A 14,982-nucleotide genomic window follows, 5' to 3' on the forward strand; every position below is an offset into this window, starting at 1 on the left:
TCTTTAGGAATTGGTGGGCTTCATAGCCCGCCAATCCAAACGCTGTCGGCGTTTGGTCTCAGGAAAGTCTGCACATGGATATTGGGCTGGTCGTACGGATCCTACCGTTCATAGCTGATGCCGCTCTCATGACGATTGCTTTGACGATCGTTTCGCTGGTCATAGGGCTTTTGGTAGCTGTCTTTCTAACATGGTGTCGATTCTCGCCGATTGCAGTGCTTCGTTGGCTAGCGGCAGCTTATGTAAGCGTGGTGCGGGGAACCCCCCTGCTCGTGCAGCTGTTTCTGGTATATTTCGGAGGGCCCCAGTTTGGTCTAGAAATGACGCCCTTTGTAGCGGCGGTGCTAACTATGGGTTTTAATATCGGCGCATACATGTCCGAAGGGATGAAAGGCGCAATCCTCTCCGTTGACAAAGGGCAAAGTGAGGCAGCCCGATCGTTAGGCTTCAGTCGGTTCGACACAATGAAATTGTTTGTCTTGCCTCAGGCAGCACCGCTGATGGTCCGTTCATTAGGGGTCAACACTATCATCCTATCGAAGGGTACAGCATTGGTCTCGACGATTGGCGTCGTAGAACTTACCTACAGTGCACAGCGATTTGTCACCTCTACCTATAAGCCTTTCGAAGTCTTTGCTCTCGCAGGCGCTGCCTACCTCCTTATAATTGCAGCCATCTCAATCGTCATCCGCTTTCTAGAAGGCCGATTCGTTGCAGAGCAGGGAGCGAACGCATGAGCCTCGACTTTAGCGTGGTTCCTTCCTATTGGGGTCTATTGCTCACTGGACTGACATGGACTGTCCTTATTACGCTGCTTGCTGGTACAGTGAGTGTTGTCTTGGGAATGGTCATCGCTGTAACGACATTATATGCGCCGAAGTTTGCAAGCTTGCCAATTCGCGCAGTGATGTTTCTCTTCATGGGAACTCCCCTTCTTCTCCAACTTTATATGCTTTACTATGGTCTTTCACAGATCGGTGTCATGCTTCCCGCATTTTGGACTGGTGTGATTGGCTTGGGTTTCCATTATGCCGCGTACAACGCTGATATTTTCCGTGCATCCTTGAAAGCTATCGATCATGGTCAGACGGAAGCAGCACGAACGCTTGGTTTTGGTAGGATTGCTACTTTGCGCCACTTCATTGTTCCCCAAGCAATTCTTACAGCCTTGCCGCAAGTTGGGAACAACAGTATTATCCTTCTAAAGGACACCGCTGTCCTTTCAGTGCTTGGAATCACGGAGCTAGTCCTCGCTGCACAGCGAGGTATTAGCGAGACATATCGCCCATTCGAATTCTACTTTGCCGCCGCTGTTCTCTATTACATCGTGAATCTCGCGATGGAATTCGTCCTGAGCAAGGCCGCCAAGAAAGCGGAAGCTATCCGATGAAGCATCAAGAACCCATGATTGAGCTGCGGCATATCCGCAAGTCTTACGGACAACATGAAGTCTTAAAGGGCATAGATTTAAGTGTCGCCCGTGGGAAGATTGTATCGATTATCGGACCGAGCGGGTCCGGCAAGAGTACACTGCTGCGATCGATCAATATGCTTGAAGAGATCTCGGGCGGTGAGATATGGCTTGATGGAAACCAGGTTAATCGACCTTTGAAGGGGCGAGCTTTTGAAAGACACATCAATCGCATACGCCAGGAAATGGGAATGGTCTTTCAACAATTTAACCTGTTTCCTCATCTCGATGTCCTCAACAATATTATGATAGCTCCCATGCGGCTTAAGGGATTGAATAAGGTTGAAGCACTAAACCTCGCTAATGGAATGCTTGAAAAAGTTGGTTTGGCGGATAAGGGCAAAGCATATCCGGCGCGGTTATCAGGCGGTCAAAAGCAGCGGGTTGCGATTGCGCGCGCTCTCGCGATGCAGCCCAAAGTCATGCTGTTTGATGAAGCAACATCAGCGCTCGACCCGGAGCTTGTCGAGGAGGTTAACTTGGTCATGAAGCAGCTTGCGGCTGAGCACATGACTATGCTCATCGTGACCCATGAGATGCGCTTCGCATCTGAGGTGTCTGATCACGTGATGTTTATGGATGGTGGTGTCGTCGTCGAGCAGGGTGATCCAGCTCAAGTCTTTGTAAACCCCACCGAGGAACGAACGAGATCATTCTTACGCAAGCATTTGTCGCAGTAGTTCAAAGTCGTAATCGCTTCGCTACCCGGCATGCGGGTGCAGCTTCTTTGAAGCAGGGAATCCTATGTTTTTAAATGACGATCAATTGTCCGATATTGTTGCATTTCGCCATGCATTGCACCGACGGCCCGAAATTTCAGGTGAGGAATCAGAGACAGCCGGTAAGGTAATTGAGGCGCTGGAAAAAACTGGCGCTGATGAGATCATCTCTGGACTTGGGGGGAATGGTGTCGCTGCGATCTATCGCGGTTTGGAAGAGGGCCCGACAGTGATGCTCCGCTCCGAACTCGATGCGCTTCCAATTCAGGAATTATCTAGCCTACCTTACCGATCGGAAATTCCGGGAAAAGGCCATCTTTGCGGTCACGATGGTCACAGCGCAACGCTTCTTGCAATCGGCGTTGGGCTCGGTGAATCCCGACCAAAACGCGGGCGTGCCGTTCTGCTGTTCCAACCTTCGGAGGAAAATGGAGCAGGTGCGGCTGCCGTGATTACCGATCCGAAATTTGCATTGATCAAGCCTGACATGGTGCTGTCGCAGCACAACTTCCCGGGGCTGCCTTTGGGATTTGTTGCCCTCAAAGATGGGGCTGTAAATTGTGCGACGAGGGGCATGAAGATTGCGTTTGATGGTAAGACTGCCCACGCGGCCTCGCCGGAGGAAGGCGTTGCGCCAACATTAACGATCGCGCGACTGCTCAGTACTTTAACAGCAGTCGGCACTGCAACCGTAGTTAATGACGATTTCAGGCAGGCCACAGTCACACACGCTTTTATTGGAGATGAAAATTTCGGGATCAGTCCTGGCCATGGCGAGATATGGGTAACGCTTCGCACAATGACCGACGGAAAAATGGCGGAACTGATGGCGACGGTTGAAGGAATGGTGCATGAGCTAGCGGAAGCCGCTAGTTTGAATGCTGTTGTGTCATACCATCAGATATTCCGACAGTGTTTCAATTCACCAGAACCTGTATCGGCCATCCGTCATGCACTGGATGAATTAGGTATTGCGCATGGTGAAAGCAGAGATATTCTCCCGATCAGGCCCGGTGAAGACTTCGGCCTATTTCGGAGTGTCGCCCCGTCCGCAATGTTTTTTCTCGGAGCAGGGGAAGGGCATCCAGGTTTGCACAATCCAGATTACGACTATCCAGATGCTCTAATTGGTATAGGCGCTCGAATCTTCATGAAGACCATCCGTAAGATAGTCGGATGATTTGTTAACCAAATCAAACACATGGGGCTCGTAATCGACGAGCTTGCGTAACGATCGTGCACGGCTGGTTAAGGCGTGTCGATAAGTCGTGGAGAAAACTATGCAGATGGCTCCTAAATATAAATCGGGGTCTGGCTGGAACGCGCTTCTGCCGCCTCGGGTGGCCCAAACGGTTCTTCCAAAAACCCGGCGCTTTCGAAACATTGTCGTAGGGGCCGGCTACACTGGCCTTGCAACCGCGCGGCGTTTAGCGGAACTAAATCCCGATGAACCAATATTGCTTCTGGAAGCTTCGACAATTGGGGAGGGTGCCTCTGGTCGAAACTCGGGTTATTTGCTGATCAATCCAGGTGAACCGAGTGCCAACGCAGAGGGTTTTGCAGCTGACTGGGCCTTAAGGCAGATGAACATTGTCCAGGCTGGTCTGGACGAGCTTAAGAAACAGGTTTATCGCTACTCGATCGATTGCGACTGGGATGAAAACCCGTTGGCAATTACGGCCGCCGCCACGCCGCGTGTAGAAAAAAGCGCTCGGGCGACGGTTGCTACCTATCGTAACTGGGGCATTAACCCTAGGGAGTATTCTCCAAATGAATTGGCTCAAATCATTGGAACCAAATACTATCGTTACGGTCTAGAGTCGTTAACAAAGGTTCTTATTCAACCCGCAGCTTTGCACAGAGGACTGGCGGACAACCTCCCTTCGTCTGTGCACTTAGTTGAGAACATTGTCGTTCAGTCCGTCTCAAAGAGTTCGCCGTTCTGTCTTAAGACGAACCAGGGTGATTTTATTGCTGATCGGGTATTTATCACTAACAATCTTCATGCTCGTGAGCTGGGCGTTGTTCGCAATAGAATGATTGGAATCCTGACATATGGAGCCTTCACACCTGAACTAGACGAAGGTGAACTAGCAAATCTAGGTGAGGCATCCAAATGGGGAATACTACCTGCCCACCGCATGGGCACAACTATGAGAAAGACAAGCAGAAGGCTGTTAATCCGCAGCGGTGACTCATACGAGACCGAGCTTGCTCCCGAACGAGCAAGAGCGATGCTCACCAGTTTGTATAAAAACCGGTTCCCGCATATGCGAACACATGAATTTGAATTTGTATGGGGCGGATTTACAGCTGTAACACACAATGGTGGCTTCTATTTTGGAGAGGCCTATCCAGGAATGTTTGTATCAGTCGGTTGTGGGGGAGCGGGCGTCCTTCGGGGAACAAGCCAGGGCGTTCTGCTTGCCGATTTGGCATCCGGTGCGGGTTCTCAACTCCTGACTGACCGCCTGAGTATGAATGGCCCGAGCTGGATACCACCCGAACCTTTCGCCATGATAGGTGCAAAATTGCAGATTGCCTTTGAGGAGTTGCAGGCCGGAAAAGAACGTTGATATCGTTGGGGAGGGATAAATGATCCCTCCGTCTCATTCGCATCGGCATTGCGAAGAGGGGGGAAATTGCGAAGAGGTAGGAAATTCCGACGTAAAGGGCTGTAGCGAAAGCGCAGCCGCCCATGCTCAAGTCATAGGCCGCTGGGAGCTGGCGTGGCATGGGTTGACCAGAAACTGTCAATCAACGAGACGGAATTGGGGATTATCGTCTGTTCCCTGATGAAAACTTATTCTAAATTGACGGATACTCGATCCTCGAATCTGACATCCAGCGACATTAATTGACAGGGCTTCGAAGCAGCAAATCGTCAATGTAATATCTATGTGGCGGCGCGGCTAGTGCCGCGCGCCTGCAGAATTACTAAGCTTCTTTTTGCTGCTCTGTCGGCTGCTGTGTAGGCGACTTTCGCAAAAATGGCTTCTTCTTCGGCTTCGGAAGCAACCCCTCGCGCTGAGCTTTCTTTTTTGCCTCTTTGCGCGCACGACTTATAGCCGCTTCTTTTTCCCGATTGCGCTTCTCAGATGGCTTTTCGTAAGCGCGGCGAGCCTTCATTTCCCGAAAGACGCCCTCACGCTGCAATTTCTTTTTAAGGACGCGGAGCGCCTGATCGATGTTGTTATCACGGACTAGAACTTGCAAAATATCTCCTTTGATTGTTATGGGTTTTCATCTCGAGCAATCCTGGCGGCTCTCAGCCGCAGAGTTTTTGCGTCTTTTGCGCTTTTTTCCTGATTAAGAATTGCCTTCGCTGACTTATCGGTCGCAGCTTTTTGCGCTTCCATTCGAGAAAGTATCGGCTTGAAAATCGTGTCTTTTGGATCTTTAGTGGTCACCGCTTCGGTCTCCATAGCTTGGAATGGTTGGCAGACAATTTTGCACGGATTGTCGAGAATCCCCCGCTCCGTTAAAAATGATTTGAAATTTTTACCTCTCGCATCACTATTTCCTTGGAGATTGGTTTGGTTCAATGGTGGCCGCACATCAGATAAGAGGCCTTTATTATGGCGCGTCGGGTCAATTTTGACCGGCTCTTCTGTGGCAGTGTTCAAAGATAACGCATCAGCAACTGTTTGTTTCCCACAAAAGACTAATAAAAAGGGCCGAGCGTGCACTCGACCCTTTAAAAGAAATCCTCTAGTCCGTTGCCAGTACATCCGTGGTCAAGGATTAGAAGATAACTTCATTAAACGGCCTGAAGGTTACAAGCCGACATTTTTCCAGATCTGCGATCCTCTTCCAGCTCATAGGTCAGTTTCTGGCCCTCATTAATTGAAGACATAGCAGAGCGCTCGACCGCTGAGATGTGAACGAAGACATCTGCGCTGCCATTATCGGGCTGGATAAAGCCAAAGCCCTTCGTCGTATTGAACCATTTAACTGTTCCAGTGGTCATGCTGAACCCTTTCAATGAAATATAGTCAACGGCATGCCGAGGCATGCCGAAAGTGATACGATTTTCTAAAAGGGGGTTCGATCAGCGCACGGTGCTAAATGTGCAGTAAGCAAAAACTCTTTAGCAAAATATCGATATCTGATATTTATCCTATTTATTCAGACTTTTCAAATTTTATTCGAATTAATATTTTTCTTTCCAGATTCTTGTCCGCGTCTCCATCTGATATACGTTAGATGTATCAATCGTTTTGTTCAAAATGGCGCGTTTCTCGAAGCCCGCTTCGCATTGGACGGACGTGGGGAAACATTGAAACGTTTTAGTCAATTTGTTTCATGAACGCTTGATTGATCAAGCATCCAGCTGTCATAGCAGTGATGACTTTGGGCTCAATGGAGGAGCCGTTTTGCTTTCGATAGCGGATAATTGCTCCATCGATCGTTGGTGACTGAAAAAAAAGTTAGTCCTATAACTGTTCGTTCTGAAAGACGTAATGTCCGCTCCTCAGTTCTTCACCATGGTCTCGCGCCGATCGCGGGGGTTAAGATTGGCGGGGGCGTCGGGTCGACCGCTTGACATACGCGCATAATTAGTTTGATATCAATGTATCGTGGACGGTGATCGCTTTAATGGGTGCGGTCTAGGCAGTGTAGAAACGGATGCGACCGCCGCATTAACGCAGTCCTCTCCCCGTTCCCGGCAAGATAAATCGGAGGAGGGTGTGCCAAGTTGGATTGGTGTGGCCACATTACTTGACGCATTGCATTTCAATGGGAGAGACCATCATGAAGATTGTGACAAGCCTGAGCTTTCAGGGCCAGTGTCGTGAAGCGTTTCAATTCTATGCCAAGGTCCTCGGTGGAGAGATTACCGCCGCAATGCCCTACGGCGATGGTCCTCCAGACATGCCCATTACAGATGAGAAGTACAGAAACTGGCTGATGCACTGTTGGCTTCAGGTCGGTGATCAGGCCTTGATGGGTGCAGATATGGATGTTGAATGGTCGCGCAATATCGACAAGCCAAAAAATGGTTTTGATGTGACTTTGCACACCCAGGATAAAGGCGAGGCCCAGCGCTGGTTCGAGCAGCTCGCTGAAGGTGGCAAAGCCGTCATGCCCTTCGGGGAGACCTTCTGGTCACCTGGTTTCGGTTCCCTTGTCGACAGGTTCGGAATTCCGTGGATGATCAACACCATTCCTTCATCCGATTGGAAGCCGTCGCAGGGCTGAGGCCGAAGCACCGGTCAGCGACGCCGTCGATGGCTTGGCAGCACGGATCACAGATATTGCACGTCTGTCATGCGTCCTGATCGAACTTCTGCATGTTGCGAATGGACTTATTGGGGAGCAATATGAGCGTTTCCTATCGCTGGGTCATCGTGGCTTCAGGTGGTCTTTTGGGGTGTGTCGCCGTGGGAGCCATGTTTTCGCTGCCGGTTTTCCTACGGCCAATGGCGCAGGACACCGGCTGGTCTGTCACAGGGATTTCCACGGCAATGACCGTTGGCTTTCTAGCCATGGCAGCGGCGAGTTTGCTATGGGGTAGCCTGTCCGACCGGTTTGGGCCGCGTCCAGTGGTTTTGACAGGCTCGCTCGTTTTGCCATTGAGCCTGGCTCTTGCCAGCCGGGCGGGGTCACTTACTGAATTCCAACTTCTTTTCGGTGTTCTCGTGGGTGCTGCGACCGCGGCCGTCTTCGCGCCGATGATGGCCAGCGTCACAGCCTGGTTTGACACGCAGCGTGGCTTGGCGGTCTCGTTGGTTTCTGCGGGTATGGGCATGGCTCCGATGACCATGGCACCGTTTGCGGCCTGGCTTGTGAGCATCCACGATTGGCGTACCGCAATGTTGATCATTGCGGGATTTTCGGCGGCATTGATGATCCCGGCAGCACTTCTGGTGCGCCGCCCGCCTTCAATCGACACTGGATCGCAAGAAATGGCTGCAATCGCACCACAATCGGATATGACGGTTCGACAGGCTTTGAGATCTCCCCAATTCATCACATTGATGTTGGCTAACTTCTTTTGCTGTGCAACACATTCCGGGCCGATCTTCCACACAGTAAGCTACGCGGTGACATGCGGTATCCCTATGATTGCTGCGGTGTCGATCTACAGTGTGGAGGGACTGGCCGGCATGTTTGGTCGTATAGGATTCGGCCTTGCAGGTGACCGCTTTGGCGCTCAGCGTGTCCTGGTGATTGGGCTTCTCGCACAGGCTTTCGGAGTGCTGGCATATTCGTTCGTCTCGACGCTAGGCCTTTTTTATGCGGTGGCTGCACTTGTTGGCTTTATCTACGCAGGAACTATGCCGCTTTATGCCGTGATCATACGGGAGAATTTTCCTTTGAAGATGATGGGCACCATAATTGGGGGAACGGCAATGGCTGGCAGCCTCGGGATGTCAACTGGCCCGCTTCTGGGCGGGTTCGTCTATGATCGCTTTAACTCTTATGCCCTGATGTATGTCGGCTCATGGGGAATGGGACTGGTAGCCGTCCTAATCTTGCTGACGTTCCGTCCATTTCCAGGAAGACTGAGTCAGATGGCACCAAACTAAGCAGCATCTTGGCCACTTCATGTTTGTTCCCCACAGGCAAGGTCGACACTCAAGATTAAAGTTCAGACGGACTGTTCAATCCTCGGGCTGCTGGACGACGGCATCTAAATGGCGCGTTTAGACTAATTTTTGCGCCACATTTCTGGACACCCCAGTTTTTTTAAAAAATTCGTTGAAGCCAACTCGATTAAAAGACGCAATTGATGGTCGCGTTCAACCCGCAACGATATTCTTGCGCGACAGTGGATAAAAAATCTGTAAATAAGCCCGCATTCTGAGGAGGACGGATTTTTGAATCAAGCTGCACTTCGGGTCGTGGTGGTCGGGGCTGGTGTCATGGGAGCGTCAGCCGCTTGGCATCTCGCGCGCAATGGCGCGCGCGTGACGGTTCTCGAGAAGGATGCTTCTCCCGCCAGCGGCGTCACACGTTGGTCCTACGGTTGGGTCGGCACAAACAGCAGCTTACCCTCGGACGATCCGTCAAATTTTGCGTCCAAAGCTCAAGCGGCTATGGAGTTCAATCGCCTTGAGCGCGGGCTTGGGCCTTTACCGATCGCAGCTCGCGGCTCGCTCGTCTGGTTGGACTCAGATGAGGAGACCGCCGCCCATATTGCCGAGCAACAAGCTTTTGGTGTCCGTATTGCAGCACTAGATCGTGCTGGCGCAGCAGCAATGGAGCCACGGCTTGCCACATTGCCGGCTCTTGCCGCCTGGGCCCCAGACGATTTCGCCGTTGAGCCACGCGAATTCACCCACCAACTGCTGGATGCCGCACGCGAAGCGGGTAGCGAAATCATTTGCGGGACCAGTGTAGAAAGCGTCGAGACCCGGGGAGGCCGTGTTGCCGGTGTAAGGACGACGAAAGGTGTCGTTGCCGCCGATATCGTGGTGTTGGCGAACGCCAGGGCGGCCGCATTCTTGACCGAATCTTTCGGAATTGCACTGCCTCTGCGTGAGGAGCCAGCTGTATTAATGCGTTTTGCGGGCGGGACCGGCGTTCTGCGTCATCTCATTTGTGGCGTAGGAGTGGAGCTTCGTCCAGGCCTTGCCGGCGATTTTGTTTCGGCGGAAGATTACCCTTTTGATGGAAAAGCAGGCCTTCCGGCGCTTGCCGACAGGACGTCCTCGACGATCGCTCGGATGTTCGCTCTCTCTGAGAGACCAACTCTTTTGTCGGTGAATGCCGCGTACCGACCCATGACAGAGGACGGAGTGCCGTTGCGTCGATTTCTCACTGACGTCGAAGGCCTTTATGCCATCGTTGCCCATCCAGGCGTCATCCTCGCCCCTCAACTCGGCCGGCTAGCTGCCGAGGAAATGTTGGGCAAGGTCTTGGGTTGCTGAGCACGATGGTGAAACGTAGGATTGCGCGACAACAATCAGGCTTGGCCCTCCTTGCTCCATGGCCTTGCCCGACCGGCCTTCGACGGTCGCAGTTATCTCACCGAACGATACCTGATCGTTAGCGCGCTGTCGGGCCACGCTGCACTAATGTAGGCTTCTATTGTTCAAAACCGCTCTGTTCTGCTGATACTTCTTTGCATTTACCGCTATCCTTCACTCCAACCATCCTCATGTCGCGGACGATAGTCCGATTGGACAAATCAATCTCCCAAGCCACCGAACCCTCATTCAAGCTCACTTTGTTTGCCGTGAATACGCTCTGCGATGTTCTTTGACTTCCGCTGCTGGGCACATAGACCCCAACCGTGCCAGCAGATTCATCCAGCACGAAATTGAAAACCTGAGGTTTTCCAGAGGGTTGTTTGAACTCGCAAGAAAGATATAAAGGGCTCGCAGCCAAGGCACCAGAGATTGGCCATATTGCCATGCCGGCGACTAAAATTTTCCTGGCAATCCTCATATTGCGATCTCCAACTCGGGGCTGCTGATATCGGCTGCAACTTATAGGCTTCGAATGATTAGAAACATGCCATTGTTATCGTATGGAACCCTCGCTTCGGTTTTAACACGATATGTCAGGGGGACGACAAGCCTATGATTGATGAATTTCGACCATCCTTACAGAGAGGATCAATGGGTGGCAGAGCTTGAATGTGGCTCGATGGAAGCTATGGTTTTTGCGATCCCGGGACGTCACCGGGTAGCAGGTGGGCTAAGCATCTACGCGGTGTCAGTCACTTGTTTATTTCGCCACCTTGCGGAGAGTCACCCAAAAGCCTAGGCGAACAATCAGAGTTTGGTCGGATTGAAGCTATGTGTACAAGACGGGGAAGTGCCTCCCCTCAGAGGCAAGCGGTCGCGTCCCAGCCTTCCACGATCTTCAGCAGGTCTGCAAACCGGCGGCCCCGATCTGTCCCGCCCCTGTGACTAGGGCGGGTTTCAGGCTTAAGGTGGGTATCCCAGCGTCGAATTTAATCCACGAGTTTCGCGATCAACCTATTGAAGCCGGGGAGTCGTCAGGATGTGACCAACAAAGCCACGATCGCAATCAAGGCAAATGGGATGACTGCCCAATAATACTCCCGTCTTAGCATTCGAAAGGTCACTAATAAGGCAATAATCATTGCGGCAATGATCGGAGCTACAACAAACAGTATTTCTGTTAAGGTCATCCGTAGCTTTCTTGAAGGTGGGTTGTGGGATGCGTTTATTTCAGTTCATTGATTTGTCAGCGCCGCGAACTGAGCGCAATGATCCGCAATCGAGGTTCCGGTACCATTGGCTATGTCCTGCATTGAAGTGCGGTTCTCGCCATCGAAGCTGTAGCCTTGTTCACCCGCGCTTTCGTATTGATCGCCCTGGGAAGCATCTGCAGGTGCAGGGAGCATCGTGATAATCTTCTCATAAGCCGAAACAACGTTATCTGAGATGTGACCTTCCGCGACGCAATATTTGATCAGACCGAGCTGGTTGCGCGATGAATTAAACAAAAGCTGCGTATCATCGGCAAATGCAAAAGATGACGTGATGATGAGGGGCATGGATAGTAAGACGGCGAGCGGCTTTTTGTGCATGGAAACAGTGCCTTGAATGGATTGAGTTTGCATTCCGCAGACAGGAAGAACTATTGGCTGGATTTGTTTTTAGCCATCATACGGCCAAGCATTACCTGCGATTTGTACTGCTCGCAAACCTCCTTGACATCGACTTCATTGGCCGCGGCGAGGTCTTCGAGGGATTGTTCATCACCTTGCAAATAAGAGATCCCATCGCGCCCCTTTTGTTCATGCAGGTCAGCCTCAGCCGAACTCTCCACCTCACCAAAAATCGCTTCAGTGCCGACACGGAAGAATTTCTCGGAATCGGGCTCGAGAAACCCAAGATCACTACAATATGCAACAATGCCCTGATCATTGAGCCTTTCCAGATAGGCTGGGTGCTCATTGTTCTGAGCCAGGGTTGTAACAGAGGAGAGCAACAGAGCTGATAATGTGGGAAGGGCCAAAGATCTGATTTTGAGGTTCACTTCAGGTCACCTGTACGTGGCATAGATTTATAATGCGGGTTCGATTACACTTAATATTGCAAGTGCGCGAGGCTCAACATCATCGACATTGGTATAAGGTTTCCAGTTTATATTCAAAATGCCATCTTCCATCGTTACACCATCACTATAGTTGCTTGAAGGTGCGCTTGCCTCATCATAGCGGATGACGATGGATTTCAGGCCGTCTTTGAGAGCGGCTCTGCCGATCTGTGTTGCAGTGATTGTTCCAATCGCTTGGAGTATCGGGTCAATGATCGGTTTACGCAAGTAATCGTCACTTGCGTATGAATCTGCAAGTCCGGGTAGTGCCAGACTTTGGGTATCTAGATTGATGGTAACCGGAAAACCGGCAAGATCCTGAATTTCTAGTTGGTATTTCGGCCAGACATCTGTCGCATAAGCCGCAATGGCACGACGTTCGGCCAGCCCCAAGCCCTCAGCAAGTGCTCCAACGGGTGCAGACAAACAGAACATGCCGACCAGTGACACACAGAACAGTTTTTTCATGACGTGGCTTCTCGGGTTTGTCGGGAATAAGCGACGGATTGTGATTTGAAAGAATTTGCTTTGAGTATCATTCTGTTCCGAATTTGGAACCATCCAATTCTTGCTTATATTTCAGACCATTTCATCATCTGAGCACCCCGCAAAATTAATGGTTGCACGTGAGCAAGCGGGTTTTTGCGATTTGACATTCTCAATGAAGAAAATGTCCGGCTTGTGCGCGGATTGGAGCGCGCAATTAGATCCAAACCATAAAGCGCTGCGTTGAGCAAATATAGCTGCAAGAGGCCAGGAAAGCTGTGACATGCAGTGAGCGATTGCGGCAACGTTTAAGCGTGCAGGCAACGACAATTGGATCTACAGAAAATCAACGGCAATGACCGAGATATGAAAAGCCGCTGACCATCTGGCAGTCAGCGGCTTCTTATCTCAGAAATTCAACGCGGCCTTTTCAGTATTAGTTATTTATACGCCGAAACGACGATCTCAATCAGCGTGTCGCCGCCCAGATCTGCGACGCCAACTGTTGCGCGGGTTGGTAGCAGCGAAGGATCGATCCACTCTTTCCAGACTTTGTCCATTTCTGGCTTCATGCTGAGATCCGTTACAAAAATAGTAGCTGCCAGCAGCTTGGTCTTGTCGGTGCCTGCCTGGGCGAGATAGCTGTCGATTTTGGCCAGGATTTCCTGGGTCTGACCAGCCATATTGAGACTTTCATCATCACAGGTGGTTCCACCGACATAGACAATGCCATTGTGTTCGACGACGCGATGCATGATAGGTGTCTGAATGAAACGTTTTGCCATAGTTTAATCCTTTAAGATTGTGTGGGAATTTTCTGCGGGCTCGCCGGTAACGGCGAAGACGGCATCGGGGCTTTGAGGTAATGCTGCGATTTCGCTGAGCGCCAACGGTTTAACCGGAGCACGCAGGCGATAGAAACCGACTGCTTGGGGGGGGCGGTTTTGCACCTCCGCCAGGATTTCTGTGACGGTTGAACTGCACAAGCGGCCCTGACAAGGACCCATGCCGCAACGAAACATGGTTTTAAGCTGGTTGGGACCAGCAATATCGCTGGCGGCTGCGTCGCGGATTGCGCCCGCGTTCACTTCCTCACAACGGCAGATAATCGTGTCACGATCGGATGGTGCGCGAAACGTTTGGGCAGGCAGATAAAGTGCATCGATAAAGGCGCGGCCGCGTTCGAAGAGCAGTTTTTGCGCCCGCGCCTCTTCAATCTTCTTCGTCAACACCGTCGCCATTGCCGGAAAGATATCCTGACAGGCCGCGAGCGCAGCGATGCGCCCGCTCTGTTCGGCAACCAATGCTCCGCCAATACCGCTCCCGTCACCAGCGATATAAATCGCTGGAACAGACGAACGCCCGCTCTCATCAACCTTGGGCTGAAAGCACTTCTGGTCATCGTTCCAAACGAGTGCGCAGCCGGAAGCGTTCGCGAGGCTATTATTGGGGATCACACCTTGATGCAGGAAGATGCTATCTACAGCCAGTCTATGTGTCTTGCCTTTTGCCGAAAAGCAGACGGCTTCTGCTTCGCCTTCGCCTTCAACGACGATATCGGTGATACCCGAATATACGGGTATCGACTTGCGCACCTTGAAAAGGAGGGAAAGCCCCTTGATAGCATAGGGCGAGCGAAGGAATGAAAGCAGGTTGGGCGCGGCTTTGGCGTAATTTCCAACGGGCGTTGTATCAAGCAGAGCAGCAACCTTGCCGCCTGCCTTCAACAACTGTGCGGCAAACATGTAGAGCAGGGGGCCTGTTCCCGCCAGAACCACACGCCCGCACGGCAGGAGACCTGAAGCTTTTAGTGCAATTTGCGCGGCGCCGACCGTCATCACACCTGGCAATGTCCAGCCCTTGACCGGCATGGGGCGCTCCATGGCGCCGGTCGCGAAAATCACACGGCGCGCGAAAGTAATACCGCTTTTGCCGCTTACTGATACGCGAAGTTCGACACTGTTGCTTTTGTCGCTATCCCGCGGTTCGACGCTCCAAACAAAAGCTTGCGGCACATAGGTTGCGTTGCTTGTGAGAAATGCATTGAGTAGGTCTTTGCCGCGCCAGTAGTCGTCGCCGAGAAATGGCCTTCGAGCACTGGTATTTTGTTCGATGCCACGGTAAATCTGGCCACCGGCGGCAGGGTTCTCGTCGAACATAACAACGCTCGCCCCAGCGGCGCTCGCCTCCGCGGCTGCGGACATGCCTGCTGGTCCAGCGCCGATAATGGCGAGATCGTAGAACGCGTTGACCGCATGAATGTCGGAAATTCGCTTGAGCATT

Annotated in this window: 17 protein-coding genes; 8 read left to right on the forward strand and 9 right to left on the reverse strand. The window is 51.7% G+C overall.

Annotated elements, in window-relative coordinates; all coding sequences use genetic code 11:
• The first annotated feature begins 74 nt into the window (after positions 1 to 74).
• From QSJ70_RS21460 to QSJ70_RS21480, 5 genes are all read left to right on the forward strand, one after another.
• Entirely contained in the window at positions 75 to 737 is a 663-nt protein-coding gene (locus QSJ70_RS21460; protein WP_215779355.1) for an amino acid ABC transporter permease, read from the forward strand.
• On the forward strand, positions 734 to 1,390 hold the full coding sequence (locus QSJ70_RS21465; RefSeq protein ID WP_215779353.1) for an amino acid ABC transporter permease: 657 nt from the start codon (positions 734 to 736) through the stop codon (positions 1,388 to 1,390). Before QSJ70_RS21460 ends, QSJ70_RS21465 begins: the two co-directional genes overlap by 4 nt.
• A complete protein-coding gene (locus QSJ70_RS21470; RefSeq protein WP_285539443.1) occupies positions 1,387 to 2,151 on the forward strand; it encodes an amino acid ABC transporter ATP-binding protein in 765 nt (254 codons plus the stop codon). Before QSJ70_RS21465 ends, QSJ70_RS21470 begins: the two co-directional genes overlap by 4 nt.
• Before the next feature lie 64 nt (positions 2,152 to 2,215).
• Positions 2,216 to 3,370, forward strand: a complete 1,155-nt coding sequence (locus QSJ70_RS21475; RefSeq protein WP_285539445.1) for an amidohydrolase — start codon at positions 2,216 to 2,218, stop codon at positions 3,368 to 3,370.
• 100 nt (positions 3,371 to 3,470) lie between these two features.
• Positions 3,471 to 4,766, forward strand: a complete 1,296-nt coding sequence (locus tag QSJ70_RS21480; RefSeq protein WP_285539446.1) for an NAD(P)/FAD-dependent oxidoreductase — start codon at positions 3,471 to 3,473, stop codon at positions 4,764 to 4,766.
• A 361-nt stretch (positions 4,767 to 5,127) separates the two neighbouring features.
• Here the strand turns inward: QSJ70_RS21480 and rpsU are convergent, their stop codons facing one another.
• From rpsU to QSJ70_RS21495, 3 genes are all read right to left on the reverse strand, one after another.
• Positions 5,128 to 5,406: a 30S ribosomal protein S21 gene (gene rpsU, locus QSJ70_RS21485; protein WP_215779347.1), complete on the reverse strand. Its 279-nt coding sequence runs from the start codon at positions 5,404 to 5,406 to the stop codon at positions 5,128 to 5,130.
• Positions 5,407 to 5,423: 17 nt separating this feature from the next.
• Positions 5,424 to 5,615, reverse strand: coding sequence for a hypothetical protein (locus QSJ70_RS21490; RefSeq protein ID WP_215780583.1), 192 nt, complete (start codon positions 5,613 to 5,615; stop codon positions 5,424 to 5,426).
• Positions 5,616 to 5,950: 335 nt separating this feature from the next.
• On the reverse strand, positions 5,951 to 6,160 hold the full coding sequence (locus QSJ70_RS21495) for a cold-shock protein (protein ID WP_215779346.1): 210 nt from the start codon (positions 6,158 to 6,160) through the stop codon (positions 5,951 to 5,953).
• A 785-nt stretch (positions 6,161 to 6,945) separates the two neighbouring features.
• Between QSJ70_RS21495 and QSJ70_RS21500 the strand changes: the two genes are divergently transcribed.
• The 3 genes from QSJ70_RS21500 to QSJ70_RS21510 all read left to right on the forward strand — a co-directional run bounded on the left by QSJ70_RS21500 (position 6,946) and on the right by QSJ70_RS21510 (position 10,067).
• Positions 6,946 to 7,392 carry a VOC family protein gene (locus QSJ70_RS21500; RefSeq protein WP_215779344.1) on the forward strand — a complete coding sequence of 149 codons (447 nt, stop codon included), beginning with the start codon at positions 6,946 to 6,948 and terminating at the stop codon, positions 7,390 to 7,392.
• A 122-nt stretch (positions 7,393 to 7,514) separates the two neighbouring features.
• Complete coding sequence (locus QSJ70_RS21505; protein WP_285539453.1) at positions 7,515 to 8,723, forward strand: MFS transporter; 1,209 nt, start codon at positions 7,515 to 7,517, stop codon at positions 8,721 to 8,723.
• Positions 8,724 to 9,014: 291 nt separating this feature from the next.
• A complete protein-coding gene (locus QSJ70_RS21510; RefSeq protein WP_285539455.1) occupies positions 9,015 to 10,067 on the forward strand; it encodes an NAD(P)/FAD-dependent oxidoreductase in 1,053 nt (350 codons plus the stop codon).
• A 157-nt stretch (positions 10,068 to 10,224) separates the two neighbouring features.
• On the opposite strand, the gene QSJ70_RS21515 is transcribed toward QSJ70_RS21510, so the two are convergent.
• The 6 genes from QSJ70_RS21515 to QSJ70_RS21540 all read right to left on the reverse strand — a co-directional run bounded on the left by QSJ70_RS21515 (position 10,225) and on the right by QSJ70_RS21540 (position 14,981).
• Entirely contained in the window at positions 10,225 to 10,587 is a 363-nt protein-coding gene (locus QSJ70_RS21515; RefSeq protein WP_285539457.1) for a hypothetical protein, read from the reverse strand.
• Positions 10,588 to 11,344: 757 nt separating this feature from the next.
• Positions 11,345 to 11,701, reverse strand: a complete 357-nt coding sequence (locus tag QSJ70_RS21520; protein ID WP_215779339.1) for a hypothetical protein — start codon at positions 11,699 to 11,701, stop codon at positions 11,345 to 11,347.
• 50 nt (positions 11,702 to 11,751) lie between these two features.
• Positions 11,752 to 12,153 (reverse strand): hypothetical protein, encoded by a 402-nt coding sequence (locus QSJ70_RS21525; protein ID WP_285539460.1) that lies wholly within the window; start codon positions 12,151 to 12,153, stop codon positions 11,752 to 11,754.
• Between the two features lie 27 nt (positions 12,154 to 12,180).
• Entirely contained in the window at positions 12,181 to 12,681 is a 501-nt protein-coding gene (locus QSJ70_RS21530; protein ID WP_252349146.1) for a hypothetical protein, read from the reverse strand.
• Between the two features lie 458 nt (positions 12,682 to 13,139).
• Complete coding sequence (locus QSJ70_RS21535) at positions 13,140 to 13,484, reverse strand: RidA family protein (RefSeq protein WP_215779337.1); 345 nt, start codon at positions 13,482 to 13,484, stop codon at positions 13,140 to 13,142.
• 3 nt (positions 13,485 to 13,487) lie between these two features.
• Positions 13,488 to 14,981, reverse strand: a complete 1,494-nt coding sequence (locus QSJ70_RS21540; protein ID WP_285539577.1) for an FAD/NAD(P)-dependent oxidoreductase — start codon at positions 14,979 to 14,981, stop codon at positions 13,488 to 13,490.
• Between the last annotated feature and the right edge of the window lies 1 nt (position 14,982).

This window comes from Brucella sp. NBRC 12950 (genome assembly GCF_030268145.1).
Taxonomy (GTDB): Bacteria; Pseudomonadota; Alphaproteobacteria; order Rhizobiales; family Rhizobiaceae; genus Brucella.